General features: G+C 64.1%; 19 protein-coding genes. 13 read left to right on the forward strand and 6 right to left on the reverse strand.

The window, feature by feature from the left end:
* Positions 1-68: 68 nt before the first annotated feature.
* From QPK32_RS24945 to QPK32_RS24955, 3 genes are all read right to left on the reverse strand, one after another.
* Positions 69-377, reverse strand: a complete 309-nt coding sequence (locus QPK32_RS24945) for a ribbon-helix-helix protein, CopG family (protein WP_290415488.1) — start codon at positions 375-377, stop codon at positions 69-71.
* Between the two features lie 71 nt (positions 378-448).
* Positions 449-1,105: an AAA family ATPase gene (locus QPK32_RS24950; RefSeq protein WP_290415489.1), complete on the reverse strand. Its 657-nt coding sequence runs from the start codon at positions 1,103-1,105 to the stop codon at positions 449-451.
* Positions 1,106-1,172: 67 nt separating this feature from the next.
* On the reverse strand, positions 1,173-1,532 hold the full coding sequence (locus QPK32_RS24955) for a hypothetical protein (protein WP_290415490.1): 360 nt from the start codon (positions 1,530-1,532) through the stop codon (positions 1,173-1,175).
* Between the two features lie 1,954 nt (positions 1,533-3,486).
* Here QPK32_RS24955 and QPK32_RS24960 point away from each other — a divergent pair.
* Positions 3,487-4,017, forward strand: coding sequence for a replication/maintenance protein RepL (locus tag QPK32_RS24960; protein WP_290415491.1), 531 nt, complete (start codon positions 3,487-3,489; stop codon positions 4,015-4,017).
* A 13-nt stretch (positions 4,018-4,030) separates the two neighbouring features.
* The gene (locus QPK32_RS24965) at positions 4,031-4,363 is read left to right on the forward strand and encodes a hypothetical protein (protein WP_290415492.1); all 333 of its coding nucleotides are present in this window, start codon (positions 4,031-4,033) and stop codon (positions 4,361-4,363) included.
* Here QPK32_RS24965 and QPK32_RS24970 read toward each other — a convergent pair.
* The gene (locus QPK32_RS24970) at positions 4,360-5,397 is read right to left on the reverse strand and encodes a phage portal protein (RefSeq protein ID WP_290415493.1); all 1,038 of its coding nucleotides are present in this window, start codon (positions 5,395-5,397) and stop codon (positions 4,360-4,362) included. The two genes, QPK32_RS24965 and QPK32_RS24970, sit on opposite strands and share 4 nt — an antisense overlap.
* A complete protein-coding gene (locus QPK32_RS24975; protein WP_290415494.1) occupies positions 5,394-7,160 on the reverse strand; it encodes a terminase ATPase subunit family protein in 1,767 nt (588 codons plus the stop codon). The genes QPK32_RS24970 and QPK32_RS24975 overlap by 4 nt, the downstream gene beginning before the upstream one ends.
* 141 nt (positions 7,161-7,301) lie before the next feature.
* Here QPK32_RS24975 and QPK32_RS24980 point away from each other — a divergent pair, with 141 nt between their 5' ends.
* From QPK32_RS24980 to QPK32_RS25030, 11 genes are all read left to right on the forward strand, one after another.
* Complete coding sequence (locus QPK32_RS24980) at positions 7,302-8,264, forward strand: GPO family capsid scaffolding protein (RefSeq protein ID WP_290415495.1); 963 nt, start codon at positions 7,302-7,304, stop codon at positions 8,262-8,264.
* 28 nt (positions 8,265-8,292) lie between these two features.
* Entirely contained in the window at positions 8,293-9,309 is a 1,017-nt protein-coding gene (locus QPK32_RS24985; RefSeq protein WP_290415496.1) for a phage major capsid protein, P2 family, read from the forward strand.
* Entirely contained in the window at positions 9,309-9,986 is a 678-nt protein-coding gene (gpM, locus tag QPK32_RS24990) for a phage terminase small subunit (protein WP_290415497.1), read from the forward strand. Before QPK32_RS24985 ends, gpM begins: the two co-directional genes overlap by 1 nt.
* Before the next feature lie 98 nt (positions 9,987-10,084).
* A complete protein-coding gene (locus tag QPK32_RS24995) occupies positions 10,085-10,561 on the forward strand; it encodes a head completion/stabilization protein (RefSeq protein ID WP_290415498.1) in 477 nt (158 codons plus the stop codon).
* On the forward strand, positions 10,561-10,767 hold the full coding sequence (locus QPK32_RS25000; protein ID WP_290415499.1) for a tail protein X: 207 nt from the start codon (positions 10,561-10,563) through the stop codon (positions 10,765-10,767). Before QPK32_RS24995 ends, QPK32_RS25000 begins: the two co-directional genes overlap by 1 nt.
* Before the next feature lie 17 nt (positions 10,768-10,784).
* Positions 10,785-11,129, forward strand: a complete 345-nt coding sequence (locus QPK32_RS25005; protein ID WP_290415500.1) for a putative holin — start codon at positions 10,785-10,787, stop codon at positions 11,127-11,129.
* Positions 11,126-11,404 carry a phage holin family protein gene (locus tag QPK32_RS25010; RefSeq protein WP_374046785.1) on the forward strand — a complete coding sequence of 93 codons (279 nt, stop codon included), beginning with the start codon at positions 11,126-11,128 and terminating at the stop codon, positions 11,402-11,404. The genes QPK32_RS25005 and QPK32_RS25010 overlap by 4 nt, the downstream gene beginning before the upstream one ends.
* Positions 11,405-11,406: 2 nt before the next feature.
* On the forward strand, positions 11,407-12,216 hold the full coding sequence (locus tag QPK32_RS25015) for an N-acetylmuramidase domain-containing protein (protein WP_374046786.1): 810 nt from the start codon (positions 11,407-11,409) through the stop codon (positions 12,214-12,216).
* The gene (locus QPK32_RS25020; protein WP_290415502.1) at positions 12,213-12,794 is read left to right on the forward strand and encodes a hypothetical protein; all 582 of its coding nucleotides are present in this window, start codon (positions 12,213-12,215) and stop codon (positions 12,792-12,794) included. Before QPK32_RS25015 ends, QPK32_RS25020 begins: the two co-directional genes overlap by 4 nt.
* Positions 12,787-13,215 carry a phage tail protein gene (locus QPK32_RS25025; RefSeq protein ID WP_290415503.1) on the forward strand — a complete coding sequence of 143 codons (429 nt, stop codon included), beginning with the start codon at positions 12,787-12,789 and terminating at the stop codon, positions 13,213-13,215. The genes QPK32_RS25020 and QPK32_RS25025 overlap by 8 nt, the downstream gene beginning before the upstream one ends.
* Positions 13,212-13,691, forward strand: a complete 480-nt coding sequence (locus tag QPK32_RS25030) for a phage virion morphogenesis protein (protein ID WP_290415535.1) — start codon at positions 13,212-13,214, stop codon at positions 13,689-13,691. Before QPK32_RS25025 ends, QPK32_RS25030 begins: the two co-directional genes overlap by 4 nt.
* On the opposite strand, the gene QPK32_RS25035 is transcribed toward QPK32_RS25030, so the two are convergent.
* On the reverse strand, positions 13,688-14,430 hold a 743-nt coding region (locus QPK32_RS25035), incomplete at its 5' end, for a site-specific DNA-methyltransferase (RefSeq protein WP_290415504.1). The genes QPK32_RS25030 and QPK32_RS25035 overlap by 4 nt on opposite strands.

A 14,430-nucleotide genomic window follows, 5' to 3' on the forward strand; every position in this document is an offset into this window, starting at 1 on the left:
TCCCCGCGAAGAACCTAAAAAAAGGCCACCGTCATGGTGGCCCTTCCTTATTTGCGTGACGCATCACGCTATCGCCGCTTCGCCTTTTCCTCATCGATCATCCGTCGCATGGCCATGCCAGTGGCCGCCGCTCGGCTCAAGCCCATGCCGGCCGCCAGTTCGTCGAACTCCGCCAGGATGGCCGGATCCAGGGTCATCGTCACCGGCTCCTTGCGCTTGCGGAGCGTGCGCGGCACGGCCGGTTCCGGCTGCGCCGCCGGCGCCGGCGCCGGCGGGGCTGTCGGCTTCTGGTCCGGAGCACCCGAGATAAAGCGCTCCGCGACCTCGTCAGAGAGCTGCTGCGGTCGAACCGGCTTCGGGGGAATCTTACGTTCCATATGTAATCCTTACGTCTTATTGATGTATATTGAGCATCATCTTAATGTATTGCTGATGTAGCCTTGATGTATCATTCCTGCGTGATGGCCAGCAAATGTTCCACCAGGTTGCTTACTTCGAGCCGGGCCTTCTCGTCGGCCGGCTTGTATTCCATGACGTTCATGCCGACCGCGCTGGCACGGTCAATCGCCTTGCGATTGCCCAGACGGACAGGAGCGACCGTGAAGCCATACGCCTCGATGTCCGCGATTGCCGTGGCATTGTCCGAGCCCGGGCCGTCATGCGGATCCGCCATGTTCAGGAACGGCACCACCTTGATGTCGCGCTCTTCCTGGATCTCCTTGACCAGCTCGATCATCTGCTCGTATGCCCAGAGGTCATAGGCCCGGGGAGCGAACGGCACCACCAGGACGTCCGTGACCGTCAGCGCGGCGCGCAGCGCGCCCGAATCGCGGGCGCCCACATCGATGATGGTGTGGTCGTACTGCGGCGCCTGCAACTTCACCTGGGCACGCAGCGTGGGTCCGTCTGACAGCTCGGTGGCCGGGATGCCCGGCAAGCCCGCGTTGATTCGATTCGTCAGCGACAGCAGGGCGGACGTCTGCTTTTTGTCGCCATCGGCCAGCCACGGGCGCAAGCCGCGCAGCGCGATGCCCGTACTGAGCTGGACCGAAGTGGTGGACTTGCCCACGCCGCCCTTGGTATTCGCTACGGTGAAGATCGTCATTGTGGTTCTACCTTATGTTGATATTGAGTTGATTCTATCTATACGTCATCTATACATCAAGTCTGCATCACTCTGATGCAGGGTCGATGCCCCGGGCAAAGTCTTCCAGCGTCCCTAGTACTGCGCGATAAGCGTCAAGCACATCGGCCACCGCTTGACGCACATGAACCACCTCTCCACATTGCCCGTCGCCGTTGCGGACCAGTGCAGCAACCTGCTTGGCCTGCAGCCATGTGAAGCTGCGCGCCAGGTGCGGAGCACAAGAACGCGGATTGAACACTTCACCTTCAGGGGAAACATCAAAGGTAAGGTAGACATTGTGACAACGGATCACATAGCCGCCAACGAGGTCGATCTGGTCGAGCGCTGCGGCCGCCTTCTCGTATTCCGCGATCGCTTCCTTAGTCTCTTGCATCAGGTCTTTCATCTTGCATCCTCTCACAATAAGCCCGGGGTCGGGCAGCAATGGGCGATGTATAAGTTACCGCATCTATACATCATGTATACATCAACTTGATGTGTGATGTGCCGCAACATTACATCACTTCTACGTATATTGCAAGTTGATGTAATGTTGATGTGAGAATTGCGTCACGGACCCTCGTGCCGCTCTGTGGCCAAGGCCCGGCCGTCGACCAGGGCGGAGCAGCGGCCAGGCGTGTCCAAGTCATCCCAGAACACACACAGCACAAAAAACCCGTGGATTGCGGTATCCTGTTCAGCTAAGTCATTGATTCTTGAGCAAAAGCATTCCATGGCACCCCGGCTAAATTCCATGAATAGCCCCTGTTTTTCCATGGGTTTTGTTTTCGTCGCTGCCGGGGTCGTCGCTTGGTTCCTCCCTCTTTTTTTCTTTAAGTTATTGAAAAGAAAGAAGAAATAGGGCAGAGAAGATAGAAAAGCCAAACGCGCGCATCCATGGACTGGAGCCTTGTTTCCATCACTTTTCGGATTTGCCTATTTTTTAGGCCACGGGTTTTTGACCGCAAAATACCGTTCCCCATGGATTCCATGGACTGCGAAATTAAATGGAATCAATGACTTAGCCACAAATCCGAGGCAATCCATGAATCCATGACGTTTTGCCTGCGTCCGGATATTCCGGCTTCTTCCTTCCAAGCCCAACGATGGCTCCGCCGAAAAGCCATCGAGCGCGCATCAAACCGCATCAACTTCCTGCACCGAAAAACGCCGGAAGGCCCAGCAGCGCCGGGCCTCTGGCCAATCCCGGCCGCGCATCAGAACCGAGGCCTCGACATGGACCGGAGGCGCGGAGGGGCCCTCCGAAGTCCAGGGGGTGGATGGTCAAGGGGGTGCACCCTGGGCCTCCAGAGGCCGCACAGGCGATCGAGGTCGCGCAGGCCGTCAACCGTGCGCACGCATCAGATCGGCCCGCCTGATGCGTTCTGTGCGGTTCTGTGGGCATTCTGAGCATAGGGATGGGCTTGGATCCTGCTGACCTGGTATGTGAAGGAATGCACGGACTCTGTTAGTTGCAAAACAAGCCAGGAAACTGCATGGGCGGGCCAGCCGAGCTGGGCCAGGCCAAGCCAACGGGACACCTGCCCGCGCTCCCGCTTGGGTTGCGCACCGATTCCCTGCGGGAACCGGCACGCCTGGTTTCGCGGGGTGAACCCCGAAAATCAAACCCCTGAACCCCGGAATGCAACTAACCGTGTCCTCGGCCGGCGACAGCGGAGGGCCACCAGGTTAAAGACGTGGTTTTCTCAGGTGGTAGTGGTTCGTGTAGAGCGGCCGCCGCGGGTTGGCCCGCGGGGGTGTCGGCCGCGTCAACGGCGGCAGGGTCCGAAGCCCCGGGCTAAATGCCCGGGGTGAGGCGGTAGCCCCCCGCCGTGGTAGCGGGCCCGTCCCCGTAAGGGGGCGGGAGGGGCGTATCCCGCCGAAGGTCTGCCGACCGTGTGTTGGCGGTGGATCTGCGGGGTTGAGTTTACAAGGCCGGGCCTGCCCGGCCGTACCTTGTGCGACCGCCGGAAGGCGGGTGCAGTCACTTTTTCTTCACCGTCGAGAGCACTAGACAGTGCGCAACAACCTAATAGGGCAAATACCTGTGGAAAACTCGCGGCGCGCCTTATTTCTCTAAGGCTACATTGAAAAAGTGCTTACGAACCGCCGTGCGCAGTATTGCGCACCACGGTGCGTAGTACTGCGAACCCGGGTGCGTAGATGTGCGCAAAAAAGAGGCGGGGTTTTTGGCCGTAGGACTGTGCTATCGGGCACGCTGCAGGTGCGGCGCGCTACGCGCCCCGGTGCGTAGGGCTACGCAAAGAAAAGGTATTCAATACTACCGGAATGCGTAGATGTGCGTTGCAAATGCGCGTTCTATGCAATACCATGCGTAACCATAGCATTTTTCAGGTGTGATGATGGCAGAGAACATAACGCTTCCTCAAGAGGATGACCGCGGCAACAAGACCCAGGGCTGGCTTCAGTCCGATAAGGCCGCACATCAGGCCATGTGGAAGCTGGGGATCCAGCATCCGATGGCCTTGTCTGTCCTGCACTTCATGGTCTCCAAGTTGTCCCGCGGCACCAATGGCGTGGTGATGAGCGCTGCGGCGATCGCCAAGGCGATGGGCATCAGCCAGCGCACCGTGCAGAACACCATCGTCGTCCTGCGCGACTGCAAGTTCGTCCAGGTGTTGAAGTCGGGCAATGCCAACGTCTACATCATCAATTCGCGCGTGGCATGGCAGGGAGAGCGTGGCGCACGCTACGCTTCTTTCAACGCCCAGATCCTGGTGGACGAATCGGAACAGGCCCAAGACGTCGACGAGCTGATCCGGCAAGCCGACGAAATGCTGCCGGTGCCGCTCATGCACTTCAACGAGGAGATCCAACTGGACGCGATCGACCCTTCGCCGGCGGCGCCGGCGCAAGGCACCCTTCTGTAACGGGATCGCCGCCATGCCCGACCAGGTCACGCCGCTTTACGACGACGGCCGCCCGCTGCCGCTCCACCGGCTGGCCATGAAAAAGGACTATCACGAAGGCGCGTTCATGCTCGACGAGGTCGCGGTACAGGCCTTCAAGCGCACCGTTCCGGTGGCGCGCCTTGTCGGCGCCGGCGGCGCGGATGTCCTGCCGCCGTTGTATGAAGCCCGGTTCTTGTGGATGAAGGGCGGCATCGCGCGCGTCACCGGCATCGCGGTCGACGAGCTGTCGCACCGTCGCACGGTGCAGACCTGGAATGTCCGCTTCGAAGGATGGACGCCGGGCATGGACGCTCCGCCGCTCTAGGCCGCCTTGGCCAGCCCGTCCATCGTGTATGGCCTGAACCGCACCACTTCCTCCCCCATCCAGTCATTGAGCTGCAGAAAACGGTTCTGCAGCGGTTCGATCTCGTTGAGGCCGAACACCTTTGCCGCCGTCGCCGGATCGGTGAAGCCGCCGGCATTCTGTGGGACCACGCCCAGGAGCTGTGCCGGGATCCGGTGCGCCGCCAGCATGTCGTCGCGGCTGACGTTCTTGATGTTGAAGAACTCGTCCTTCGCGGTCACTTCCGACACGGGGATCAACTGGATCCCGTCCTTTTTCCCGCCAGGCGCATACATGAACAGGTTGCGGAAGTTGCCCGGTCCCTTGCTCTGCTTAAGCGCCGTGCGCAGCGCGTCGACGTCGGTTTCCTTCTGGGCCGCGTCCGTCATGTAGAGGATGAATCCCGCGTGGCTGCCGTTTTCATAGTAGCGGCGCCGAAACAGCGTGGCGGACTCGTTCAGCCAGGCGGAGTGCAGCGCGCCCAGGTACTCCGGCAGGCCGTACACCTCCTGGTTGATGTCCGGGGTCATCAGGTGGAACACCGATCCGGCCTTGAATTCGTGGGCCTCGTTCGGGCCGTCCAGGGCGAAGAACTGCCCCGGCTGCAGGCCGCGGCGCACGTACTTGGCCAGCGGGGCCACCAGTCGCAGCGGACTGCGCAGCGCGTTGTCGCGGCGCTCCAGGTAGCCGTTCCCGAACGTCAGGAAATCCAGGGCCAGCCGGCCGAACTCGGCACGCGACAGGTACTTGTGCGGCTCGAAAGTGGACATCAGGATGTTGGTCTTGAAGTACAGCGCCGAGCCATGGTGCGTACCGGCGCGGAATGACTTGGCCAGGCCGGCGAAGCTGACCGGCGGGTCGTACCAGCGGCCGTTGGACAGGCATTCCAGGTAGTTGAGGATGTCGGCCCGGTCGAGGACGGGTACCGGATCCCCGAACGTGAACGCTTCGATGCCCGAAACCGGGGCGGCCGGTGCGGGAGCTGCCGCGCGCGCATGCGCGTACTTCTTCTTCATGAGTAGATCTCCAGGATTGAGGTATTGGTAGCGGTTTCGCCTTCAAGCGGTTCGTTCCCCAGCGCGTGCATGCATGCCCAGGCCAGGTCGGCGTGGCCGGTCTCCTGGCTGTAGCCAGCCGTGAATGTGACCTGGCGGCCGCTGGCGGTCATCGTCTTGCGAATGGCCATGAACGATTGCGGCAGGTCGGTCCAGCCGGCGTCCCACTCCAGGCGGCCGTTGCCGATGACGGACAGCGCCTTGAGGACGAGACGGCTTTTCACTTCCGGCGAGTAGTGCAGCGGCACGACGGCCGGATAGAACTTCTTGACCAGCTCGTAGACGCCGGCGCCGATGCCGGTCGTGTCGATCGCCATGTAGGTCACGTTGTACTGTGCGCAGATGTCCTTGATGCTCTGGGCCTGCGCTTCGAAATCCATCCCTTTGTACTGGTGGCGGGCCAGCACCCGGAACTTGCCGCCGGGGACCCGCGGTGGCGCCAGGATGACCAGGCCGGCGGAGTCGCCCGAGCGGGCAGGGTCGTAGCCCAGCCACACCGGCTCGTGGCCGTAGGGCCGCGTGGCGAAAAACTTAACGTCCTCCCACTCCACCCAGCTATCGACGCCGCAGGCCTGCAGGTCGCTGAACTTGAAGATGGACGCCGTGTCGTCGATGAACTGGCACATCAGCAGGTTGGCGTATTCCTCGGCGCCGTACTCGAGCCGCAGCTCGTCCAGGTCGAACAGGTTGCACCCGGATTCGAACGCATCTTCCACCGTGACGATCTGCCGCCACTGGCGGTCCTCGCACAGTCGGCCCCTGGCCAGCGCCTGGTGCGTCACGTCCAGATCGATCTGCTGGTCCTTCGCGCGCCCGCGGTTGTAGTGCTTCCCGTTCCAGAACGTGTAGGCGCTGTGGCTCATGCTCGACGGCGTGGAGAAATACGTCTTCCGCCACTTCTTGTGCATGGCCATGCCCGAGGCCACCTTGTTCAGCTCCGGGAACTTGGGCACCCAGAAGTACTCGTCGAAATAGAAGTTGCCGTGATAGGACTGCGCCGTGCGCGCGTTCGTGCCCAGGAAATACAGGTGGGCGCCGTTCGGCAGGACGATCGGGTCACCCTGCAGCTCGACGCCGCATGCCTCTTTGGCGAACTGGATGATGTACTGCTTGAACACATGGGCCTGCGATTTGCTGGCGGACAGGAAGATCTGGTTGCGGCCGGTCTCCAGCGCGTCCAGCAGCGCTTCGCGCGCGAAGTACCAGGTGGCGCCGATCTGGCGCGACTTGAGAATATTGCGGGTGCGCTGCTCGCCCTGGCGGTACCACACCTTCTGGTAGCCGAACAGCGAGTCCAGGAAGGCCTCGCGGATCTTCTCGACCTGGTCGTCGCTGAATTCGTTGCGCCCCGCCTTCTTGCGCGGCTTCGCGTTGCTGCGCTCCAGGTTCGGGTTGAGGTCGCTTTCCTTCCCGGTCTTCTGGTGCGTCTTGATGCGCTCTGACTGCGTCAACTGGCGCATCAGCAGGTCGATCTCCTTGAAGTCGATGCCTTCCTTTTCCGGCTTGTTGACCAGGGCGACCAGGCGCGTCTCGATGCACGAATCGATCCGTTCCAATGGCGATGCCTTGTCCCATTCGTCGCGTTGCTTCCACGACTCCACGGTGGCCCGCTTAATTCCCAGGTGGCGTGCGATGGACGAGACGCGCCAGTGCTGCCAGTACAGGGCACGGGCGGCGCGGCGCGGGTCGAAATCGGCTAGTTCGGTAGTGGTGTTGTCGAGCATGGACGAAGCGTAGGGCCACGCGCGCGCGAGGGCATCAAGCAGCGGCTGTGCCCGCTGTGGGCACATCGCCCGCTGATTGAGCCGGGGGGCTCAACAGGCCAACATGCCTATGGTCAACACCATCAACCCCTTGGAGAAAATATGTTCCGCAAACGCCACCTTTCGCTGGCACTGGCCGCCGCAGGCCTGATGGCCTTCGTGTTCGACGCCCAGGCCGCAGGCGCGGCCGCTCCCGGCGCCGGCGCCGCCGTCGCCGGCGGCCTGGGCCTGCTGGGCCTGAGCGCAGCCACCACCGGCACCGAGAACCACGCCGACAAGACCAAGTTCTTCCGCATCGCCAAGGAAGGCGCGACCACCGACGGCCGCACCATCGAGCGCGAATGGCTGGTCGAGATGGCCGCCAACTACGACCCGGTGAACGTGTACGGCGCCCGGATCAACCTGGAGCACTTTCGTGGCGTCATCCCCGACAGCCCGTTCAAGGCCTACGGCGACGTGCTGGCACTGGAAACGCGCGAGGAAGCCGACGGCAAGCTGGGCCTGTACGCGCAGATCAAGCCGACCCCGGATCTGGTGGCCATGACCAAGGCGGGCCAGAAGGTCTATACCTCGTGCGAAATCAACCCGAAGTTCGCGGACACCGGCGAGGCCTATCTGGTCGGGCTGGCCGTGACGGACAACCCGGCCAGCCTGGGCACCGAGATGCTGGCCTTCGCCGCCCAGCATCCGAACAGCAACCCGCTGGCCAAGAAAAAGCAGGATCCGGCGAACCTGTTCAGCGCGGCCGCCGAGGAACTGGTGATCGAGATGGAATCCAAAAGCATCGCCAGCGTGCTGCTGTCGAAAGTCCAGGCCCTGCTGGGCAAGAACAAGGAACAGGGCAAGGCCAACGACGAGCGCTTCGCGGACGTGCACGCGGCCGTCGAAACGATTGCCACCCACTCCCAGGAATCGTCGGCGGCCCTGAGCGCCCAGATCCAGGCCCTGACCGATACGGTGGCCAGCCTGACCGCCAAGCTGTCGACCACCGACGACGGCACCCCGACGCGCCCGCTGCAGACCGGCGGCGCAGGCACCAGCGCCGACGAAAAGACCGATTGCTAAACCACACCCACGCTATACCGGAGAGACCATGCGTAACGAAACCCGCATCAAATACACCGCCCTGGCGGTAGCCATCGCCCAACTGAGCGGCGTGGCCAACGCCGCCGAGAAGTTCTCGGTGGCACCGTCCGTCCAGCAGAAGCTGGAAAACCGCATCCAACTGGCCAGCGACTTCCTCACGCGCATCAACATGGTGGGCGTCGTCGAACAGCAGGGCGAGAAACTGGGCCTGGGCGCCACTGGCACCATCGCCGGCACCACCGACACGACGGCCAAGGACCGCGTGCCTACCGACCCGACCGACCTGACCGGCAACAAGTACGTGTGTCAGCAGATCAACTTCGATACCGCACTGCGCTATGCGAAGCTGGACATGTGGGCCAAGTTCGCCGACTTCCAACTGCGCGTGCGTGACGCCATCGTGAAGCAGCAGGCCCGCGACCGCATCATGATCGGCTTCAACGGCGTCGAGCGTGCGCCCACGTCGAACCGCGTGACCAACCCGAAGCTGCAGGACGTCGCCAAGGGCTGGCTGCAGAAGTACCGCGAGGATGCGCCGGAGCGCGTCATGAACAAGGGCGCCGTGGCAGGTGAGATCCGCGTGGGCCGCGCCGCCGGCGCCGACTACGACAACCTGGACGCCCTGGTGATGGACGCCGTCAACCACCTGGTGGACGAGGTCTACGCCGACGATCCGGAGCTGGTCGTGATCTGCGGCCGCAGCCTGATGGCCGACAAGTACTTCCCGCTGGTGAACAAGGACCAGGACAACAGCGAAAAGCTGGCCGCCGACCTCATCATCAGCCAGAAGCGCATCGGCGGCCTGCAGGCGGTCCAGGTCCCGTTCTTCCCGGCCAATGCGCTGCTGATTACGCGCCTGGACAACCTGTCGATCTACTACCAGGACGGCGCGCGCCGCCGCGCCATCATCGACAACCCGAAGCGCGACCAGGTCGAGAACTACGAGTCCAGCAACGACGACTACGTGGTCGAGGACTACCGCGCCGGTTGCCTGATCGAAAACATCAAGACCGAGTGGGCCTGATGAAAACGCCTGCACAACGCCACTTTGCACAGGTGCGCGCCGAGCAGGCGGCCACGGCGGCGGCCGCTGACGGCGGCAACAGCATGGCCGGATCCAGCGCGTACGAGCTGATGCTGGCCAAGCTGCATACCGACCGTCGTCGCCTCAAGGGCATCCAGTCCATCGAGCGCAAGGTCGACGTGAAACGCGAAGTCCTGCCGGACTACGCGGACTACATCGCCGGCGTGCTGGCCGGCGGCCGCGGCGCCCAGGATGAAGTACTGGTGACGGTCATGGTGTGGCACATCGACGTGGGCGACTTCGCCGGCGCGCTGGCGATCGCCGCTTACGCCCTGGAGCATGGTCTCAAGATGCCGGACCAGTACGACCGCACGCTGGCCACCGTGCTGGCCGAGGAAGTCTCGGACCAGGCGCTGAAAGCGATCAAGGCGGCCGCCCCGTTCGACGTCGGCCTGCTGCTGCGGGTGGCCTATTTGACGGACCCGCACGACATGCACGACCAAGTACGCGCCAAGCTGTACAAGGCGCTGGGCCTCGCGCAACAGGCCGACCCGGCCACGGCCATCCCGTACCTGGAGCGCGCCCTGCAGTTGTTCGAACACATCGGCGTGAAAAAAGACATTGCCCGGCTGCAGCAGCAGCTGGATGGTGGCGAGAAGGATCCTCCCACCACGTAACGAGCCCCCCGGCCTGGGCGGCGCCGGCGGACGATGGCAGGGCTTTTGCCTGGTTCATCCGATGCCGGCCCACCGCCCTCTTACCCTGAGACGCCCCCATGAGCTTCATTGCCACCGACCCGACCGCACCGGCCCAGCCGCAGACCGACCCTACCACCGTGGCCAATGACGGGTTCTTCCCCGACATCGACCTGCCGCGCGTGCGCGGCGCCGTGCGCCTGGACGGCACGGTGACGGCCGACCGCCTGCGCAACGCCGTAGTCGAGGCCGTCATCAGCGTCAACGACGAGCTGGCCGCCTGGAAGGCGCAGCAGATCCAGGCAGGCCTGACCAAGCTGGCCGAGATGCAACCCCAGATCGACGGCGAGGCCGTGCAACTGCGCCGCTACCTGACGGCGATCTACCGCACGGTCAAGGCCGACCTGAACGAGCAATACCGCAACTTCGACGCCACCAAGTCCGGCGTCGACGAGGGCGAGAAGCTGCAGGAAATGGTCGAGGACGAGCGCCGCGCCGCGCGCTGGGCCATCCGCGACTTCCTGGGCCTGCCGCGCACCACTGTGGAGTTGATCTGATGGAAGTGCGCGCCCAGCAGGGCGACACCGTCGACGCGCTGTGCTGGCGGCACTTCGGCCGCACGGCCGGCATCGTGGAACAGGTGCTGGAGATGAACGCGGGACTGGCCGACTACGGGCCGATCCTGCCGCATGGCCTCGTAGTACAGATGCCGGACAAGCCGGCAACCACCCCCACGGCCCCGCTGCTGCAGTTGTGGGACTGAAATTCAAGGAACCCATCATGGCAGAACCAAGCACTACCACCACAGCCGTCGTGACGGCGGGGATCGGCTTTGCGAGCATGGCGCCCGGCATCGACGGCAACGCGCTGATCGGCGCCTTCGCCGGCGCCGCCCTCCTGGTCGTCAGCTCCAAGGATCTGGGCCTCGGCAAGCGATTCGCCTACCTGGTCATCTCGATCGCGATCGGCTACCTGGGCGCGCCCGACCTGGTCAAGCTGACCCCCATCACTTCCACCGGCGTGGCCGGCTTCTTCGGCGCGGCCCTGGCCATCACGGTGACGCTGCAACTGATGGAGCGCATCAAGACGGTCGACCTGTTGGGCATCTTCACGAAGGGGAAATGACCATGACTCACCTGTATCCGGTCATCGCCTTCATCGCCTACGCGATCGCGTCCGTGTGCCTGCTGGCCTACCGCAAGGACGGCGCGCGGCACCGCCACCACGTCTCGTGGGTAGCCTGGGCCCTGCTGGTCGTCCTGGGCGCTTCCGCCATCGACCTGGTGTTCAGCGCACGCGCGCACGCGATCGGCTTCCTGGAGGCGGCGCGCGCCGTCCTCCTGTCCCTGTTCATCATCGGCAGCCGCGGGAACGTGGCCCGCCTTCTCCGGAGCGAATGACCATGATTGCAAGACCTGGTGAAGTGGGCGAGCATGTCGCCCTGCTGCAGCGCCGCCTGGCGCGCGCCGGCTACAGCGTCGACGAGAACCACATTTACGATCGCGTCACGGAAAAAGCCGTGCGCGACCTGCAGGCCGCCAACGGCCTGGTCGTCGACGGCATCGCCGGCCCCAAGACCATGGCCGCGCTGGGCGGCGCCGCGCCGGCGCACTTCCTGACGGCGGCCGACCTGGAGAAAGCCTCCCAGGCCCTGGGCGTCGAGCTGGCGGCCGTGCGCGCCGTCAACGAGGTTGAATCGCGCGGCCACGGCATGCTCCCGTCGACGGGCAAGCCGGTGATCCTGTTCGAACGGCATGTGTTCTGGCAGCAGCTCCAGGCGCACGGCATCGACCCGGCGTTGGCCGCGGTGAAATTCCCGCTCCTGGTCTCCCAGGAGCCAGGTGGCTACCGGGGCGGCCCGGCCGAATACACCAGGCTGGCCACCGCCGTCATGATCGACCGGGACGCCGCGCTGGAGTCCTGTAGCTGGGGCCTGTTCCAGATCATGGGCTACTGGTGGAAGGCCATGGGATACGACAGCGTCGCGCAGTTCGTGGAGTGCATGGGCGCGAGCGAGGGCGAGCAACTGGACGCCTTCGTGCGCTTCCTGACCCTGGACGTCAACAAGGGCATGCTGGCCGCCCTCAAGGCCCGGAAGTGGAAGGAATTCGCCCGCCTGTACAACGGGAAGAACTACGCGGCCAACCTGTACGACGTGAAGCTGGCCAAGGCCTACGACAAATACGCCGAGCTGGACCAGGTGGCGGCATGAGCGCGGCCATGGAACGGCTGGCCAGCCTGCGCGCCGTCATCCTGCCGGCCTACGTCAAGTGGATCGCCGCCGGCGCCCTGTTGGCCGCATCGTATGGCGTTGGCCGGCTGCAGGAGGCGCGCCGAGGCGCGGACGCCATGACCGAGTACCTGGCCAAGCAGGCATCGCAGACCGTGCGCATCGCGCAGCAGCAGGCCAAAGTCGTGACCGTCACGGAAACCAAATACCGCGACCGGATCCAAACCGTCTACCTCCAGGGAGAAAAAATTGAAAGCAGCATCCCGACCTACGTGCAGCCGATCGATACCGGCCGCTTTGCTGTCAATACTGGTTTTGTCCGCCTGCTCGACGCCGCCTGGGCAGGTGACGCTGTCGGACCCGCCGCCGATTCTGACCGAGAACCCGCCGGCGTTCCGCTCGATGAAGTCGCAAGCGCCCAGGTCGACAACGCCACCAGTTGCCGCGCGTGGCGCGAACAGGCCCTCGGCTGGCGTGAGTTCTACGCCCGCCAGCAAGTAGCGATCAACGGCAAGGCGGGCGCCTGGGCGGCCCAGGCGGAGGCGGGCAGCGATGATTAAACCGGCCTCTCTGCGCGCGGCAATCGTCAAGGCCCTTCCCGACCTGGCCGCCAACCCGGACAAGCTCCTGGTCTTCGTCGATGCCGGCACCCTGGCCGCACGCAAGACATCCACGCTGTCCTTCGACTATCGCTATACCCTGAACCTGATATTGCAGGACTTCGCCGGCGATGCCGATACTGTATTTATCGCCGTATTGGAATGGGTCGAGACCAACCAGCGGGAGCTGCTGGCCATCAGCGAGAAGCAGCAGAAGGGCATCGAGTTCATGGTCGACCACCTGAACAACGCCACCTGCGACCTGTCCGTCACCCTGGACCTGTCGGAATCGGTGATGGTCCAGACTGACGAAGCAGGCAAGCGCACCGTCACGCACCTGCCGGAGCCGATCCCCGAATGGGAGCGGAAGGGGCTGGCCTGATGGACGACCTGTACGTACTGGAGGACTGGCTGGGCGGCCTGCTTTCCCAGCTATCGCCGGCGGAGCGGCGCCGCGCGGCCATCGATGTCGGGCGCGAGCTGCGGCGCAGCCAGCAGAAGCGCATCGTGCAGCAGCGGAACCCGGACGGCACGGCCTACGAGCCGCGCAAGGCACGCCAGTTCATGCGCAATGCCAGGCTGCGCGAGAAGGCGGGAAGGATCAAGCGGAAGGCGATGTTTGCGAAGCTGCGCACGGCGCGCTTCATGAAGGTCGAGGCGGACAGCAGCGGGGTATCGGTGGGCTTCGCCGGCCGCGTGGCGCGCCTGGCGCGCGTGCACCAGGAAGGGCAGACCGCCGAAGTCACCCGCGGCGGCCCGTCCCACACCTACCCGGTTCGACAGCTACTCGGCTTCACCGAGGCGGACCAGGAGATGATCCGCGACAAGCTGCTCGAGCATCTTGCCCGGTCGGCCTAAGCAGCCAGGTCGATGGCCGCCAGGCGGCCACTGGCCACCTGGTGATAGTGGTCGTTCAGCTCGCAACCGACCCACTCCAGCCCCGCCTCCTTCGCCGCCACCAGGAACGTGCCGCAGCCGGCGAACAGGTCGGCCACGACACCGCCGGGCGGAACCAGGCGGACGATCTGGTGCGCAATCTCGATCGGCTTTTCCGTCATGTGCTGTTTGCGGTACCCGAGCTTCGCCTGGAACACGCCAGGCAGATAAACCTCACGCTGCGGCATGGCGCCCTTGCTGGCCCAGACGATGAATTCGGCCTGCTGGCCGAAGCCGTTGCGCCGCGGCCGGTACTTGCCCGACGTCTTGTCCCAGACAGCGATGCCACGCAGGGTAAAGCCCGAAGCCTGCACCACGTCCGTCAGCGTAGGGAGCTGCCGCCAGTCGATGAAGCACACCACCAGGCCGCCCGGCTTCAAGGCCCGGTTCGCTTCCGTCAACCAGGTGTTGCACCAGAATGCCCAGGACCGCTGGTCCATGTTGTCGCAGGTGAAGTCCTCGTAACGGGCCTTGTCCGAGATGCTGTATTTCGCGCTGGGCGCGCTCGCGCGCTGCCCGACGTGGAGCCCTCCGGACGAGTAAGGCGGATCCGTCAGCAGCATGTCCAGCGAGGCGTCCGGAAGCTGGCGGGCCAGGTGAAGCGCATCAACGCGATGCAGATGGTTGAAAAGCGGCGCCGGCGCCGGCGCCGGGTCGGTCA

This window comes from Massilia sp. YIM B02763, from assembly GCF_030412015.1.
Classification (GTDB): Bacteria; Pseudomonadota; Gammaproteobacteria; order Burkholderiales; family Burkholderiaceae_D; genus Telluria.